General features: G+C 41.4%; 15 protein-coding genes. 12 read left to right on the top strand and 3 right to left on the bottom strand.

The window, feature by feature from the left end:
- Nucleotides 1-8: 8 nt before the first annotated feature.
- Nucleotides 9-1,262, top strand: coding sequence for a DUF819 family protein (locus tag AC3KVK_RS10550; protein ID WP_490313694.1), 1,254 nt, complete (start codon nt 9-11; stop codon nt 1,260-1,262).
- A 10-nt stretch (nt 1,263-1,272) separates the two neighbouring features.
- Nucleotides 1,273-2,121 carry a 3-deoxy-8-phosphooctulonate synthase gene (gene kdsA, locus AC3KVK_RS10545; protein WP_490313693.1) on the top strand — a complete coding sequence of 283 codons (849 nt, stop codon included), beginning with the start codon at nt 1,273-1,275 and terminating at the stop codon, nt 2,119-2,121.
- An 84-nt stretch (nt 2,122-2,205) separates the two neighbouring features.
- Here the strand turns inward: kdsA and AC3KVK_RS10540 are convergent, their stop codons facing one another.
- On the bottom strand, nt 2,206-2,466 hold the full coding sequence (locus AC3KVK_RS10540) for a hypothetical protein (protein ID WP_490313692.1): 261 nt from the start codon (nt 2,464-2,466) through the stop codon (nt 2,206-2,208).
- Nucleotides 2,467-2,678: 212 nt separating this feature from the next.
- Here AC3KVK_RS10540 and AC3KVK_RS10535 point away from each other — a divergent pair, with 212 nt between their 5' ends.
- The 5 genes from AC3KVK_RS10535 (at nt 2,679) to AC3KVK_RS10515 (ending at nt 6,938) form a co-directional block, all read left to right on the top strand.
- Complete coding sequence (locus AC3KVK_RS10535; RefSeq protein WP_490313691.1) at nt 2,679-3,587, top strand: transcriptional regulator GcvA; 909 nt, start codon at nt 2,679-2,681, stop codon at nt 3,585-3,587.
- Nucleotides 3,587-4,210, top strand: a complete 624-nt coding sequence (locus tag AC3KVK_RS10530; protein WP_490313690.1) for an alpha/beta family hydrolase — start codon at nt 3,587-3,589, stop codon at nt 4,208-4,210. Before AC3KVK_RS10535 ends, AC3KVK_RS10530 begins: the two co-directional genes overlap by 1 nt.
- Nucleotides 4,203-4,574 (top strand): DUF423 domain-containing protein, encoded by a 372-nt coding sequence (locus AC3KVK_RS10525; protein WP_490313689.1) that lies wholly within the window; start codon nt 4,203-4,205, stop codon nt 4,572-4,574. Before AC3KVK_RS10530 ends, AC3KVK_RS10525 begins: the two co-directional genes overlap by 8 nt.
- 33 nt (nt 4,575-4,607) lie before the next feature.
- Entirely contained in the window at nt 4,608-5,693 is a 1,086-nt protein-coding gene (rlmM, locus tag AC3KVK_RS10520) for a 23S rRNA (cytidine(2498)-2'-O)-methyltransferase RlmM (protein WP_490313688.1), read from the top strand.
- Nucleotides 5,694-6,530: 837 nt separating this feature from the next.
- Nucleotides 6,531-6,938 (top strand): hypothetical protein, encoded by a 408-nt coding sequence (locus tag AC3KVK_RS10515; RefSeq protein WP_490313687.1) that lies wholly within the window; start codon nt 6,531-6,533, stop codon nt 6,936-6,938.
- Nucleotides 6,939-6,972: 34 nt separating this feature from the next.
- Here AC3KVK_RS10515 and AC3KVK_RS10510 read toward each other — a convergent pair whose 3' ends face one another.
- The gene (locus AC3KVK_RS10510; protein ID WP_518526906.1) at nt 6,973-7,923 is read right to left on the bottom strand and encodes an IS110-like element ISPtu2 family transposase; all 951 of its coding nucleotides are present in this window, start codon (nt 7,921-7,923) and stop codon (nt 6,973-6,975) included.
- Between the two features lie 297 nt (nt 7,924-8,220).
- Here AC3KVK_RS10510 and AC3KVK_RS10505 point away from each other — a divergent pair, with 297 nt between their 5' ends.
- Nucleotides 8,221-9,075 (top strand): TIR domain-containing protein, encoded by an 855-nt coding sequence (locus AC3KVK_RS10505; protein ID WP_490313769.1) that lies wholly within the window; start codon nt 8,221-8,223, stop codon nt 9,073-9,075.
- 488 nt (nt 9,076-9,563) lie between these two features.
- On the opposite strand, the gene AC3KVK_RS10500 is transcribed toward AC3KVK_RS10505, so the two are convergent.
- Entirely contained in the window at nt 9,564-10,607 is a 1,044-nt protein-coding gene (locus AC3KVK_RS10500) for an IS110 family RNA-guided transposase (RefSeq protein WP_518526905.1), read from the bottom strand.
- Between the two features lie 190 nt (nt 10,608-10,797).
- On the opposite strand from AC3KVK_RS10500, the gene AC3KVK_RS10495 reads away from it, so the two are divergent.
- From AC3KVK_RS10495 to nhaD, 4 genes are all read left to right on the top strand, one after another.
- Nucleotides 10,798-11,160 carry a hypothetical protein gene (locus tag AC3KVK_RS10495; protein WP_490313632.1) on the top strand — a complete coding sequence of 121 codons (363 nt, stop codon included), beginning with the start codon at nt 10,798-10,800 and terminating at the stop codon, nt 11,158-11,160.
- Between the two features lie 224 nt (nt 11,161-11,384).
- Nucleotides 11,385-12,416, top strand: a complete 1,032-nt coding sequence (locus AC3KVK_RS10490) for a DUF2157 domain-containing protein (RefSeq protein ID WP_490313633.1) — start codon at nt 11,385-11,387, stop codon at nt 12,414-12,416.
- Nucleotides 12,417-12,727: 311 nt separating this feature from the next.
- On the top strand, nt 12,728-13,363 hold the full coding sequence (locus AC3KVK_RS10485; RefSeq protein WP_490313634.1) for a DUF2306 domain-containing protein: 636 nt from the start codon (nt 12,728-12,730) through the stop codon (nt 13,361-13,363).
- 296 nt (nt 13,364-13,659) lie between these two features.
- Nucleotides 13,660-15,117, top strand: coding sequence for a sodium:proton antiporter NhaD (gene nhaD / locus AC3KVK_RS10480; RefSeq protein WP_490313635.1), 1,458 nt, complete (start codon nt 13,660-13,662; stop codon nt 15,115-15,117).
- Nucleotides 15,118-15,196 lie beyond the last annotated feature (79 nt).

Raw genomic sequence — 15,196 nt, 5'->3', positions numbered from 1 at the left:
GAACACACATGGCCGATCCGCATAGTGCGTTAGTCACTAATGACGCAGTCGTTCTTGGCTTATTAGCCATTATTTTGGGCGTTGTTTTTAAAACGTCCCATAGCCAACATCGCTTTTGGCTAAAATTTTATAAATACGTACCCGCATTGTTATTGTGTTATTTCTTACCTTCGCTTTTGAACACGTTTGGTATTGTTGATGGCCACAGTTCGAATGTGTACTACGTTGCCTCGCGCTATTTATTGCCTGCCTGTTTGATTTTACTGACCATTAGTATTGATTTAAAAGCCATTCTCAATTTGGGGCCCAAAGCCTTAATTATGTTTCTAGTTGGCACGCTCGGGATAGTGATCGGCGGTCCTATCGCCATTTTAGTGGTCAGCATGGTCAACCCTGAGATTGTTGGTGGGCATGGCCCCGATGCAGTCTGGCGTGGCATGACAACGGTCGCAGGTAGTTGGATTGGCGGCGGAGCGAACCAAGCTTCAATGAAAGAAATGTTTGAAGTCGGCGGCGATATTTTCTCTGTCATGGTAACAGTCGATGTCATCGTGGCCAATATTTGGATGGCGGTGTTGTTATTAATGGCCGCAAACCATAAGAAAATCGATGCTGCAACAGGTGCAGATACCAGCGCCATTGAAGATCTAAAGCGTCGTGTAGAGGCCTATCACGCAGAGCATGCGCGGATGCCAACACTTAACGATTACATGACATTAATTGCCATTGCATTTGGTATTACGGGCTTTGCCCATTTGATGGCGGATATTTTAGGCCCGTACTTTGGAAATAACTTTGCTTGGGCTCAAGAGTACAGCTTAAACAGTAAGTTCTTTTGGCTAATTGTCATTTCAACCACCATCGGCATTAGTTTATCGTTTACAAAAGTACGCCAAATTGAAGCGTTTGGTGCGTCAAAAGTTGCGTCGAGCTTTTTATATATTTTGGTGGCCTCAATTGGTTTGCATATGAACATTACTGCAATTTTTAATAACCCTGGGCTGTTTTTAGTCGGAGCCATTTGGATGCTCATCCATGCAAGCTTAATGTTGATTATTGCAAAAATGATTAAAGCGCCATTATTTTATATGGCAGTCGGCTCGCAGGCCAATGTCGGTGGTGCAGCATCGGCACCGGTTGTGGCTTCAGCATTTCATCCATCACTTGCGCCGGTTGGAGTATTATTAGCCGTACTTGGCTATGGTGTTGGGACGTATATGGCCTATATTTGTGGCTTAATGATGCAAGCAGTTGCACCATAAGGAAATTAAAATGAATACTGATATTATAAAAATTCAATCTCTTGAAGTAGCAAACGATAAACCGTTTGTTTTGTTTGGTGGCATGAATGTTTTGGAATCTCGCGATTTGGCGATGCGCATTGCTGAACATTATGTAGAAGTGACTAGCAAGTTAGGCATTCCATATGTGTTTAAAGCCTCGTTTGATAAAGCAAACCGTTCATCCATTAATTCATATCGTGGCCCTGGTATGGAAGAAGGACTGAAAATTTTTGAAGAAATCAAAAAAACCTTCAATGTCCCATTAATTACCGATGTGCATGAACCGCATCAAGCAGCACCGGTTGCTGAAATTGTCGATGTGATTCAGCTACCGGCCTTTTTAGCGCGTCAGACCGATCTCGTTGTGGCAATGGCAAAGACTGGCGCGGTGATTAATGTAAAAAAACCGCAGTTTTTAGCCCCACATGAGATGCGCCATATTATCCAGAAGTTCAAAGAAGCGGGTAATGAGCAGGTGATTTTATGTGAGCGCGGTTCAAGCTTTGGCTACAATAACTTAGTTGTTGATATGCTGGGGATGGATGATATGAAGCAACAAGCCCCAGTCATTTTTGATGCAACGCATGCATTACAGCGCCCTGGTGGTCGTAGTGATTCTGCCGATGGTCGTCGTGCGCAAGCGGCTGAGCTGGCACGCAGTGGCATGGCGCTTGGGATTGCTGGTTTATTTATTGAAGCGCATCCAAACCCAAATGAAGCCAAGTGCGATGGCCCGTGTGCATTGCAACTTGATAAACTCGAAGGTTACCTCAAGCAAATGAAAGCGGTCGATGATTTAATTAAAAGCTTTCCACCGCTTGATACCAGTGCGAGCTAATATTTAAAAAGCTGCAGTTAATCATTGCACTTATAAAAATGGAGGCTCAGCGCCTCCTTTTTTGTGCCAGCCATAGATTAAATCCTAATCAGACAAGCGAGTCGATACCGCAGCTGCTGGTTGAGAGTCAGCTTTTACTGTTGCTTTGATGGCCGTCGTTGGTTGGTCGACGTGCCGAGGTAGTAACAGTGCATCAGTTTTGATTGAAAATGAAAATTCATGCTTAAGTTCATCTTTGATACTGTTTGCTAGCAAGTGCTTAACTTGCAGATCATAAGATTGAGTATCGACTGAAGTCGGTGAAGGATTTAAGCTTAATGCCATAAACAATGCAATTGTGTTCATATCGTCCTCGATATTCAATAGTAATATTTATGCAGGTTGGGGGCATAAGTATTACCTAAGTTAAAATTTATCTAAATTCAACATAAGCCAAACTCTTGGTTGGAGAGTCTTCCTTGGCTTCGGGTAAATATTAAGCAAATAAATTGTCTTTTAAAAACGATCATTTATAATGCGGTCAGATAAAAAAAACTAATGAATAAAACAGGTCAGGCATGTCTAGACGATTACCCCCGCTCAATGCGCTGAAAGCCTTCGAAGCAGCCGCACGTAACCTCAGTTTCACTAAAGCAGCAGAAGAGTTGTTTGTCACACAAGCGGCCGTGAGTCATCAAATTAAAACCCTCGAAGAGCACCTTGGTTTAAAACTTTTTTTAAGAAAAAACCGCTCGTTATTGCTGACCGAAGAAGGGCAAGCTTATTTCTTGGATATTAAAGATATCTTTACCCAACTGGTCGATGCCACTGAGCGCTTGCTCGCCCGAGGGGCAAAAGGCTCAATTACGGTCAGTTTGACGCCAAGTTTTGCCATTCAATGGTTGATCCCGCGGCTTAATTTATTTAATGAAGCCCACCCAGAAATCGATATTCGTATCAAAGCACAAGAACTCGAAGAAAACTCGCTCACCGACGATGTCGATGTCGCCATTTATTATGGCCGTGGCCACTGGAATGGTGTGCAAACGCATAAGTTGCATACCGAATATTTAGTACCGCTGTGTAGCCCTATGTTGCTCAATGGCCCGAAACCGCTCTTTAATATTAACGATTTAGAAAATCATACTTTATTACACGATACCACCCGAAAAAACTGGAAAACGTGGATGAAAACCGCGGGAGTCCGCAATATTAAAGTCAATACTGGGCCCATTTTTAGTCATTCTTCGATGGTGTTGCAAGCGGCTATCCACGGTCAGGGAGTGGCGCTGGGCAATAGCGTATTAGCCCGCCCCGACATCGATTCAGGCCGATTGGTGATCCCATTTAGTCATACCCTTGAAAGTAAAAACGCATTTTATTTAGTCTGCAGGGAGTCTCAGTCTGAGCTGGGTAAAATCGTCTCATTTAAAGAGTGGATGCTGAGTATGGTTGAAGTCGAACAAATAGAAGCAGGATTTGAATAATGACCATACAGTGGTTTAAACACGCTAAGCCAAAAGCACAATTTATATTCGCACATGGTGCTGGCGCGGGCAAAGAGTCAGAGTTTATGCAAACTATGGCCCATAACATATCGCAATTGGGTATTAATGTTGGTTTGTTTAATTTTGAATATATGGACAAATCCATTGCGCTTGGCCGAAAACAACCTCCACAAAAAGCCGATAAACTGCTTGCCTATTACAGCAATATCCTAGCTCAAGTCGATCCTGCTTTACCGCTTTTTATTGGTGGAAAATCGATGGGGGGGCGCATGGCCTCGTTATTGGCATGTGAGCAGTCTGTAAAAGGGGTGATTGCATTTGGATATCCGTTTCATCCACCGGGGAAACACGATAAACTGCGCACCGCCCATTTTGCCGATCTTTTAGCACCGTTGTTTGTGATCCAAGGCGAGCGCGATACGTTTGGCAATCGCGAGTTTGTGACCGCATTGCCACTTCCTGATACAGTCACAGTCGATTGGATCAGCAATGGCGACCATTCGTTAGTGCCAACCAAGCGCTCCGGCTTAACCAGTTATCAAAATTGGCAACAGGCATCGTCGCTTGCAGTTGCTCATATCCACGAGGTGCTCAATGGCTAAATGGATGTTCGTGGCAGGGGGCGTGTTTGCTGGCCTAGCAGTAATATTGGGCGCCTTTGCAGCGCACGGTTTAAAAAACAGCTTGGCACCGTCGGCGATTGCGGTTTTTCAGACGGGTGTGCAGTATCAAATGAGCCATGCACTCGCGTTGATTTTATTTGCATTATTGGCCAAGCAGGGCGTGCCATTGCAATGGGCTGCAGGGCTGCTTAGTGCCGGGATTATTTGTTTTAGTGGTAGCCTGTATTTATTGGCCACCACTGGAGTAAAGTGGTTTGGCCCGATTACACCATTAGGTGGGTTGATGTTTATCGTTGGCTGGCTGGTGTTTGTTTATCAAATTATTCGTTTTGAGTTTAAGTAACTCACTTATTATTTACGTAAGGTATCAAAGTTAATGTCCTGTATTGTTATTTATTGTCGTCCCGGTTTTGAAAATGATGCCGCAGCAGAGATCACCCATCATGCTGGTGAGCACAATATCGGTGGCTACGTTAAAACAAAACCCAATACAGGGTTTGTTATTTTTCAATGCTTTAGTGTTGATGACAGTGCTTCACTGATAAAAAATATCCGCTTCGCGCAACTGGTGTTTGCACGCCAGTGGTTTTGTGGCGTTGCGGTTGAAAATATGCCCATAGACGATCGCGTATCGGCGATTGCCGAAGCGTTTGCAGAGATGCCAAAAGGATCAGAACTACGCGCAGAAACACCCGATACTAACGAAGGTAAAGAGCTACTTAAGTTTTGTAAAAAAATCAGCGTGCCACTGCGAAATAAGCTCATCAAACAACATTCGCTAGTCAAAGATGGGCCTAAAAAACTGCCGACCTTGCATGTGTTGTTTTTAGATAACGCCAATGCCTATGTGGGTTATTCGTATAACGATAATAATTCTGACTTTTTTATGGGGATCCCGCGGTTAAAGTTTCCAAACGCAGCTCCAAGTCGCTCAACACTTAAGTTAGATGAAGCCTTTATTGTATTTGTGCCAGACGATGAAAAAGACAATCGCTTACGAGCAGGTATGCGTGGCGTTGACTTAGGTGCTTGCCCGGGTGGCTGGACATACCAACTGGTGCGCCGTGGTATGTTTGTACAAGCTGTCGATAACGGGCCAATGGCCGAGTCGTTGATGGAAACAGGACAAGTAAAACACTACACCGTTGATGGCTTTAAGTTTCGCCCTGACAAACGAAATATCGATTGGCTAGTATGTGACATGATTGAAAAACCAAACAAAGTGACCCAGTTGATGATTGATTGGGCGGTAAATGATTTTGTGAAAGAAATTATCTTTAACTTAAAATTGCCGATGAAAAAGCGTTTTGACACTGTTTATGAGTGCATTCAGTTAATTCATTCAGAGCTAAAAAAATATAATGTTGATTTTCAGCTTCAAGCGAAGCATTTATACCATGACCGCGAAGAAGTGACGGTTCATTTGCGCATTTTAAAAGTGCCGCAAAAGCTATACAGTTAAGTGATTTAAACGATATAAAAAATGTAAAAGCCGAGGAAACTCGGCTTTTTTGTATTTATTCGCCCATTTTAAATCGTCGTGACGGATGTTCGAAATGAGTTGCCGATGGGCTGATTGAGCTGGTAAATATAGGTTGGGCGTAAGTCCAACAACTAACTAAAACAACCATCGAGTTGAATTTCAGAGCGCTTTTTAAATTAACACCGGTGTCGCGCGGGCTTGGGCAGCCAAAGAGGGGAGGTATCTACGATTGGCTCTGTTGTTAGAATTTGATCCTGAAGCTTGGTTCCTGTCAGCATCCATGCTTCCACTTCCTCAAGCTGCAAATCAGTGCATTGGTCTTTCGTCACCCCTGCGCCCGACATCACGTTTTATTCTGCAAATAATTAATTGATGTGAACGTCAATGGCGAAGATAGGCCATCCATGGCCAAGCTTCACCTTACATTTCATCCATGAAATACATGACTCATCAATTGGTTATTTTCAGGGCGTGATCACGGGGGGATTGGCATCGGTGTGAATTTCGGGTTTTGTGTAGCAAGGATTTTACGTCGCGATTTGGCATACAGAAAAAAGCCATGATCGAGCTTTTTATTTGTAGCATGAGTAAAGTAACCACTGCTTTTATACGCAGCAGTTGATGATATGTCCAATAACATTATTAGTCGCCGTTTTGTCGGATAATAACAAGCTTAGTATCGATAGATATTATAATTGTTTGTTTACTAAGAATAAAAATGATGTAAATATTGTGGAAATGTTTTATCCGCCGTTTTGGGGGATTTTATCACCCCATTATGGGATCGAATAAGCTGTTAGGCTTACAGGAGTATTCATGCAGTCTGCAATTGAGAGTTGGGCTAAGTTTATAAATGAAACTACCGATTTTGATTTTGAAATTCCTGAATGTGTAATCGATAAAGATCACACTCAAAAATTTACTACTGGTAAGTGGCACATTTATTCGTTTTGGCTAAATGATACCAATGAAGCTTTAAAGATTGGGGTTGCTGGCCCTAAAAGCGCAGCTCGCTTTTCGAACCAACATTACAATGAAAATTCAGCCAATTCTAATTTAGCAAAGTCACTATTAAAAAGCGGTTTATGCTCTGATAATGCTAAAGAGTGGATAAAAAATAATACGTATAGAGTTAACATAGTTTTTGGTGACTTTAATAAACCACTTGCTCATGCGCTTGAAACCCATTTACATTTACTCTTTAACCCAAAGTTTGAAAAGTAAGCCTAACAAGAGACTATGGCGTCAATAGCTAATTTTAAACTTTTGGCGCTTCCCACATTACTCCGTCTCTGAGCATCGAATTTAAGATCACAATCATCTTCCTGACACACGCAATAAGCGCTACTTTTTTCGGTTTCCCAGCAGCAACTAATCGCTGATAAGTTGATTTAAAAACAGGGTTTGATTGGATGGCTGACATCATCGCCATGTATAAAACGGTGCGTACTTGATGTCGCCCACCTTGAATTTTTCGAAGCCCTTTATAGCGGCCACTTTCGCGATTCATAGGCGCAACGCCAACCAATGCACCGGCTTCTTTATTCGACATATAGCCAAGCTCAGGTAAGTTACTGATGATGGAGGCTGCGGCAATTTTACCAATGCCTTTCATGCTTTGTAGAATCGTGTTTTTGGCTGAATATTCAGGGCATGATTCAATGAGTTTTAGAATTTTATTTTCAATTTTTTCAATCTGATTTTTAAAGGCCGTTAAAATAGGTTTGATGGTTGAAATCAGCTCTTTTGGTAAAATTTGCAGGCGGTTTTTTTCCATCGTTTGCATGACTAACAGCTGATTTCTTCTGGCAACCAAATCACTCATAGTCTGCATGATGTCAGGCTTTAGGGTGGAGAGTGTGGGTTTAATTGCCTCGCCATAATGTGCAATTAACTGTGCATCTAGCTTGTCGGTTTTAGCGCGTTGACCAATGGCACCAGCAAAGCGTTTTATGTGTATTGGGTTGGCAATGACAAAAGGTAAATTGGCCTTTGCACATGCAATAATAAAGGGCATTTCAAGGCGGCCAGTGGCTTCAATAATGATACGTTTTGGAGAGTGAATTTTGATTTTTTTAATTGCCTCAGCAATCCCTTTTTCATCGTTCTTAACGGTGAAATAGATATCAAGAGGGCGAATATAAATATCGAGTTGAAATTTGCCGGTATCGACACCGACATTAATGTTTTGATTAGTATTTGTTTTCATAATAAGCTAACTCTTGCTTGCATAATGCGGGTTCGAGACCCAGTAGACTATTCGAGTGTGATGCTTGGAGTCTTTTGTGGCGTTCATTCTTGTTATCGGTCTCTCAACAGAGGAGCCATCGCTCAATCGAACTACCACAAAAGAGAGCTTTAGTTGCAGCTAAAGCCTGGGTCTCACATTACCCTAACCCGGTTTAAAAGAATAATTAGATGGGTTTATTATCCATACAAACATTTAACTTGGACAAGGCAAGCTTGCCCGTTAATGTAAGCGTTAGATTTAAGGAGAGTTTTTCAAATGATTGAAGTTGTATCTGATGATATAAATAGCGTGTTAAAAGAAATGGAACAATTTCGTCAAGAGTTTATGGATGAAGTCTTTGTTGCATACGAACAAAGAGGAAAAAATTACGGCGATCAAAATTTTGGTCGCTGGAATAGCCGCTTCGAAAGTTTTGTTAATCAGACTTTCCCATCTGAGGTTTCAGGTTATAAAGCTTTCTTTTCGCCTTATGGAGTTGTATCTAGTAGAAGAGAGTCTGATGCCGATAAATTTTTCAGAGAAAAAGGAGATAAAATACTTTCCTTTATTGATGCTATCTTGTCTGAAATAGGAAAAAAACGCTTTATTTTAAAAAGTAATAAACCAGAATCCGAAGCTAGTGTCAAAAAGAAATCAGAAGTAAGTAAAGGTGTTGTTGAAGGAGTCCCTCTGAAGAAGGTTTTTATTGTTCATGGCCATGATGAACTTGAAAAAAATAGAGTTGCTCGCTTTATCGAAAAATTAGGGCTTGAAGCCATAATACTACATGAGCAATCAAGTTCAGGTAAAACCATCATTGAGAAAATTGAAGAATACTCCGACGTTGGCTTTGGTATTATTTTATATACACCAGACGATCATGGAAGTGTTAAGACTTCTGATAAGCTTGAATTTAGAGCTAGACAGAATGTTGTATTTGAACATGGTTACATGATAGCTAAATTAGGTAGGTCTAAAGTTTGTGCTCTAGTTAAAGAAGAGTTAGAGATCCCAAATGATATCAGTGGCATTGTCTATATAGGACTTGATCGAGGAAATAGTTGGTCGGTTGATTTAGCAAAGGAACTAAGAACTGCTGGCTATACCATTGATATGAACAGCGTAATTTAAATCTAACACATATGAGCCGATCTCTCGTCAATAGGCATTACTTATCTTTTTGACCGCGCAAGCGGTCAAATCCAAATCAATCAACAAACTCATCTACTTCGTCTGTCGGTTAGCTGTTAAATCGTCGTTTACAGCAAACACATATAGAGGCTCTCTTAGTGCGATCTTATCGCTGCCTAACGCTTTTCAATCCATTGAAATGTTAGGGGCACTAGACATTTATCGGTTAACCCTAAGATGGCACTATTCAAGTCAGAGGTGCTTTTTGCACAGTTAGTTTCAGGCTCATTTAAGGTGTAAACGACTTTGTTGATTGTATTAGTGCGCGCCAATAAGGTGTCTAATCAAGGCGATGTAGCTTAAATAGCATTTGGCATAGTGATGATGGTGAGAAGTCATTGCTTCATTAGCCACCTCATTCACGGTCATGCTCGTTTCTCTTTTTCAAGAGTATCTAGTTAGACGTTCAGCTCACCTTATTGCGCGACTTATCCCTTTAAGAATCGTTGCTCATCAAACACCGTTTTGTTTTTTAACATGAAATAGACACAGCGCCCTAACTTATGGGCCAGTGCAGATAATGCTTTCGCTTTACTCATTCGTTTTTGTAATCGATTGAGGTAGTTACGTGCTTTGTCATTGCCCCGAAGATAAAGTACAGCGGCTTCAGAGAAAGCCCATTTTAAATGTGCATTGCCGATTTTATTGCCTTGAGTACCGTAGGTTTTACCGGCCGACTCTGCTTTGCATTTGACCAACCGTGAGTAAGAAGCAAATTTTTGTACTGATTCAAAACGACGGATTTCGCCAATTTCATACAAGATTGTCAGCGATAAAATCTTGCCAATACCAGGCACGGTTTTCAGTAATTCTAAATAAACAGGGTTGTGGTTTTTAGCTTGTTTTTCGATGAACCATTCAACCTGTGCGAGTTCTTTTGCATAACAATCAAGGAGTGCCATGTCTAAATCGATATTGCGCTGCACGATTGGGTCGTGATATTGCTCGCGAAGCTTTTGTCTTGCTGAAATATTTTTAAGATTTAACTCAGTTGCAGGCAGGTTGTATTGACTGTTGGTGTTTACAACATGACCTTTGAGCATGGCCCCGTGGCGGACAATCTTCATTCGTCGACGTAATAAATCACGAGTAGCGCGCATTTCACTTGGGTAATCATAAGCTACAGGAAAGTTACCACCGCGCAATAAAGTGGCAATTTTAAATGAGTCGACTTTATCGTTTTTGGTTTTACCACCGTGAATGGCTTTCATGTACAAGGCATGGCCTAAAACAAAATCAATCCCGAGTTCAGCGCACCAGTCTGACACCCAATACCAACAATGCATGCACTCAACGCCGACAATCACATTGCAGATGTAAGGTTCGAGTAGGCGTAATAAATCATTTTTATCAGCGCCAATCTTTTTATGGACAACTACTTCGCCATGAGAATCAATGATGCAGACATAAAGTAAGCGTGCATGTAAATCGATACCGCAGTAGTATGGATGTGCGTTATTATAAAATCTCATTGAGCTTTCTCCTGTAGGTTTGGTTGCCTTAAGCATACCGCTGATGCGGCTTGCTAGGGAGGAGGCTCAATGATTATCAAAGTTGTAAACACGGACAAATAACAGTTGGCTTTGTTCGTGCTTCACAAATTTTAGCCAACTATTATTAGCCGGTTACAACGGCGTTATACACACAGGAGCTGTCAATTACATGGAACTCATTTTCGCCTCTTTAATTTCAGGTTTATTAGGTGCAATAGCTAGCGCATTCCTTTTTTTGCGATATGAAAAAAAGAAATTTCGCCTAGAAACGGCCAAAAAACTATTTGGAAATCGGTTTGATTTAAATGGAGATGAATTTAGTCGAGCTATGAATGAGGCGTATTTTGTGTTTCACAAAAATCCAAAGGTTTTAAAGTCAGTTGAAGAACTATTTAAAGCACTTGATGTTCCTGGAAAACCTCATGTTAATGACTCTATTGTTACGATGCTAAAAGCAATTTGCGATGATGTAGGTGTTAATTATAAAACTTTAAACGAGAGCTATATGCTTAAAGTTTTTAATCGTAAGTAGTCTGTATAACAAGATAATTGAACTCCCAGCCTCGACACTGAAGTAGACATTATTTCAGGAGTTAGATAGTGGATAAGTTAAGAATGGCTGTCGATTTAGCTCATAAATTAATGCACGTTTATGGTGCTATAAATAATAACGTGCTCTTTAATAGTGAGCTGAAACAGTAGCAATACCCAATATGGTTTAGATAATCAGCTGAACAACATAAGAAGGAGCTTTGAGTGCACGTCACTAAACAAAATTTAGAAGATGCGGTGAGTGAGAATATTATCTCTTACGCGCAGTCTGAACAGCTGTTCGAATTTTTAAAGAAGCAGCCAAATACCGCGGCAAAGTTTGATTTTACCCATGTGCTTTATTACATCGGAGGTATGATTGCCATTGGTGCGATGACGCTATTTATGACCTTAGGCTGGGAGTCGTTTGGTGGCTTAGGTATTTTATGTATTGCTCTGTTGTACGCAGTGGTTGGGTTAGCACTTACTAATCATTTCCAATCTAAAGGGTTGGTGATCCCCGCGGGGATCTGTGGCACGTTTGTTATTGCACTTACGCCGCTTGCGGTTTATGGGCTGCAACAGGCGCTGGGTGTGTGGCCTGATGACAGTGTGTATCGCGATTACCATCGGTACATACAATGGCATTGGCTCTATCTTGAATTGGCGACGCTAGCCGTTGGAGTCATCATTGCTTGGCGATATAAATATCCCTTTTTAATAATGCCAATTGCAGTGACGCTGTGGTATTTATCGATGGATTTAGCCGTGATGATTAACGGTGGTGATTATAGTTGGGAACTTCGAAAACTAGTATCTATGTATGCTGGCTTATTGATGATAGGGCTGGCGTTTTGGGTGGACATGCGCTCGCACCAAAAAGCGGATTTTTCCTTTTGGATTTATCTATTCGGTGTCATTGCATTTTGGGGCGGCTTGTCACTTCAACATTCTGACAGTGAGTTCGCTAAGTTGGTTTATTTCGTTATTAATTTGCTGATGATTTTTACGGGTGTATTAATTGTTAGAAGGGTATTTGTTGTCTTTGGGGCTTTAGGCTCAGCGGGTTACATTGGCTATTTGGCATCTCATATATTTAAAGACAGTTGGTTATTCCCCATAACGTTAACCTTACTCGGTTTATTAGTGATTTATTTTGGGGTGTTGTGGCAAAAAAATGAATCAGCAATTACATCTAAAACGCGGCAATTTTTACCTAGAGCACTTAGGGAATTATTAGCGTCTCGCCATACATAAACGTACTTATGGAGTCGAAAAAGTGGTGGTCAGCTGCTGACTCATAAAGCCGCGATGGTTGAATGGTTCTCAGACTCTCATGCTTTGCGGGTCAAAGTGGCACTGGTAAAGCATGTTTTTATTGCTATCGTTCTAACTGCAGTCTGAAAGGAACTCTTTATTCTTTATTAAATCCTTCATCAGTTTTATAAGCACTTGTTTACCATTTTCTGTTAAGTTGCCATTATGGAAACGTTTTTTATATTAATAGTAAATTAAATCAGTGGTTTGACAGTAATTAAGTCGTTTTATTATCTAAGAGGTTCGGGCCGATGAATGTGTTGAAAAAGTGTGGTTATGGGTTGTTTTATTTTTTAGCGCTAGGTGTCAGTATTTATGCAATTTTGTTTGTTAGCATAGATTGGGTTGGTTCACAGTACCTCAAAAATAAGTTTTTGTTAACGCCGCTGGCCATGTACAGTCATATGATTGGTGGGGCTATAGCCTTAACGCTAGGCGCGCTGCAACTTAATCGTCGTTTTCGCAATCAGCACCTCACGTTACATAAAATAGGTGGGCGAGTGTATATGATGGCGGTATTGATTTCGGGCTGTGCAGGGCTCTTTTTAGCGACAAATTCCATGGGCGGGACGATTGCTCATTTTGGCTTTGGTACTATGGCGGTATTATGGTTATTGACGGCCTGCATGGCGGTGTTTTATATCCGAAAAGGGGATGTAAATGCTCATCGATATTGGATGATCCTCAATTACTCTCTGACGTGCTCGGCCATTACTTTACGGGTGTATTTACCGACTTTTCCATGGTTATTCAATGTTGATTTTATCACTTCGTATACCGCGATATCGTGGGCTGCGTGGGTGCCAAATTTACTGATTGCACAGTGGTATTTATATAAAACACAGGCGGCAAAGCAGGATGTTGTATTAAACCCAATCCAACCCTGAGAGTCTGCTTACATCAGGTTGTTTTTTTGAGTTAGCCCCTGTTTAGTTGAGAAAAACGAAGAGAGCTAAAATACATATTCAATTTTCACCCCTGTATTTGCAAATATGAAGTTTGCTTTTCACCCTAAGGTTGAAAGAGCAAACTTTCGTAATTTGGTGCATTCTTTTGTGTGATAGTGATTATTTACATAAAAATAGCCATTTAGACTTCTGTCGTATGCAGGTTGTTAATTTTTTGTGTTAAAGTGCGCGCGATTTTATTACAACCGCTGTAACTTCAATACAAGGCATTACTGATGATTAACAAGCTGTATTTGTGTTTACTCCTGTTCGGCTCTTTGCTGTATACCCCTTCCTTACTGGCTGCATCTGCAACTGGGTTCCAACCGCTCGATTTAACAACGAGTACAGTGGGCTTTATTTGTATCGCCATTTTTGTCTTGGCGTATACCTTAGTCATGCTCGAAGAAAAGCTGCATATGCGAAAGTCAAAACCTGTCTTAGTCGCGGCGGGATTAATTTGGATTTTAATTGGTAGTTATTACATTAATAATGACTTACCAGGTGTAACTGAAGCGGCGTTCAGGCACAATTTACTTGAATTTGCTGAGCTGATGTTATTTTTGCTGGTGGCGATGACCTATATCAATGCGCTTGAAGAGCGGCGGGTGTTTGACGCGTTACGAGCATGGATGGTACGTAAAGGGTTTAGTTACCCGGTACTTTTTTGGCTGACAGGCTGGTTGTCGTTCTTTATTTCTCCCATTGCCGATAATCTCACGACCGCCTTGTTGATGTGCGCTGTGGTAATGAAAGTCGCAGAAGGCGATAAAAAGTTTATAAATTTATGTTGTATTAACATTGTAATTGCGGCCAATGCGGGCGGGGCATTTAGCCCATTTGGCGATATTACAACATTGATGGTATGGCAAGCTGGAAAAGTTGAATTTATTGAGTTCTTTGCTTTGTTTTTGCCTGCTGTTGCGAATTATTTAGTGCCAGCGGCGGTGATGAGCTTTTTTGTTGAGCGTAAACAGCCTGCTGCCGCGCAAGAAGATGTCGAGCTAAAGCGTGGTGCAATCCGTATTTTGTGCTTATTTTTATTAACCGTCACAACTGCAGTATTGTGCCATAGTTTACTGCATTTACCCCCTGTTCTTGGCATGATGATGGGCTTAGGGTACTTACAATTCTTTGGTTATTTCTTACGCATGACATTACCAGGGTCATTGGCACGCAAAAAAGCGTTGGCAGAGAGCAAAGGAGATGATAAACGTTTGCAATCATTAGGCAGTGTGGTGCCGTTTGATGTGTTTGCGAAAGTCTCACGCGCGGAATGGGATACCTTGTTATTCTTTTATGGCATTGTTATTTGTGTGGGCGGATTGGGCTTTTTAGGTTACTTAACATTAATGTCTGAAGTGCTGTATGGCGGCATGTCTGCCACCACGGCCAATGTGTTATTAGGATTGATTTCGGCGGTTATCGATAATATTCCGGTGATGTTTGCAGTGCTTGCGATGTCTCCAGAGTTATCACATGGTCAGTGGTTGTTGATCACTCTTACTGCTGGTGTCGGCGGGAGTTTGCTCTCTATTGGTTCTGCTGCGGGTGTGGCATTGATGGGGCAAGCACGTGGTTATTATACTTTCTTTGGCCATTTAAAATGGGCTCCGGTTATCGCGCTAGGTTATGCTGCGAGTATTCTTGTACATCTTTGGGTCAATGCCGAGCTCTTTAGCATTTATTCGTAATATTAAAAACGGGAAGCAACTGCTTCCCTTTTTTATAAAGAGCAGGGCAACATCAAAGCCATAGTGTAAAATGGATTGA

This window comes from Pseudoalteromonas sp. J2K-J979 (genome assembly GCF_058169715.2).
This window is presented reverse-complemented; position numbering and strand designations above follow the sequence as displayed.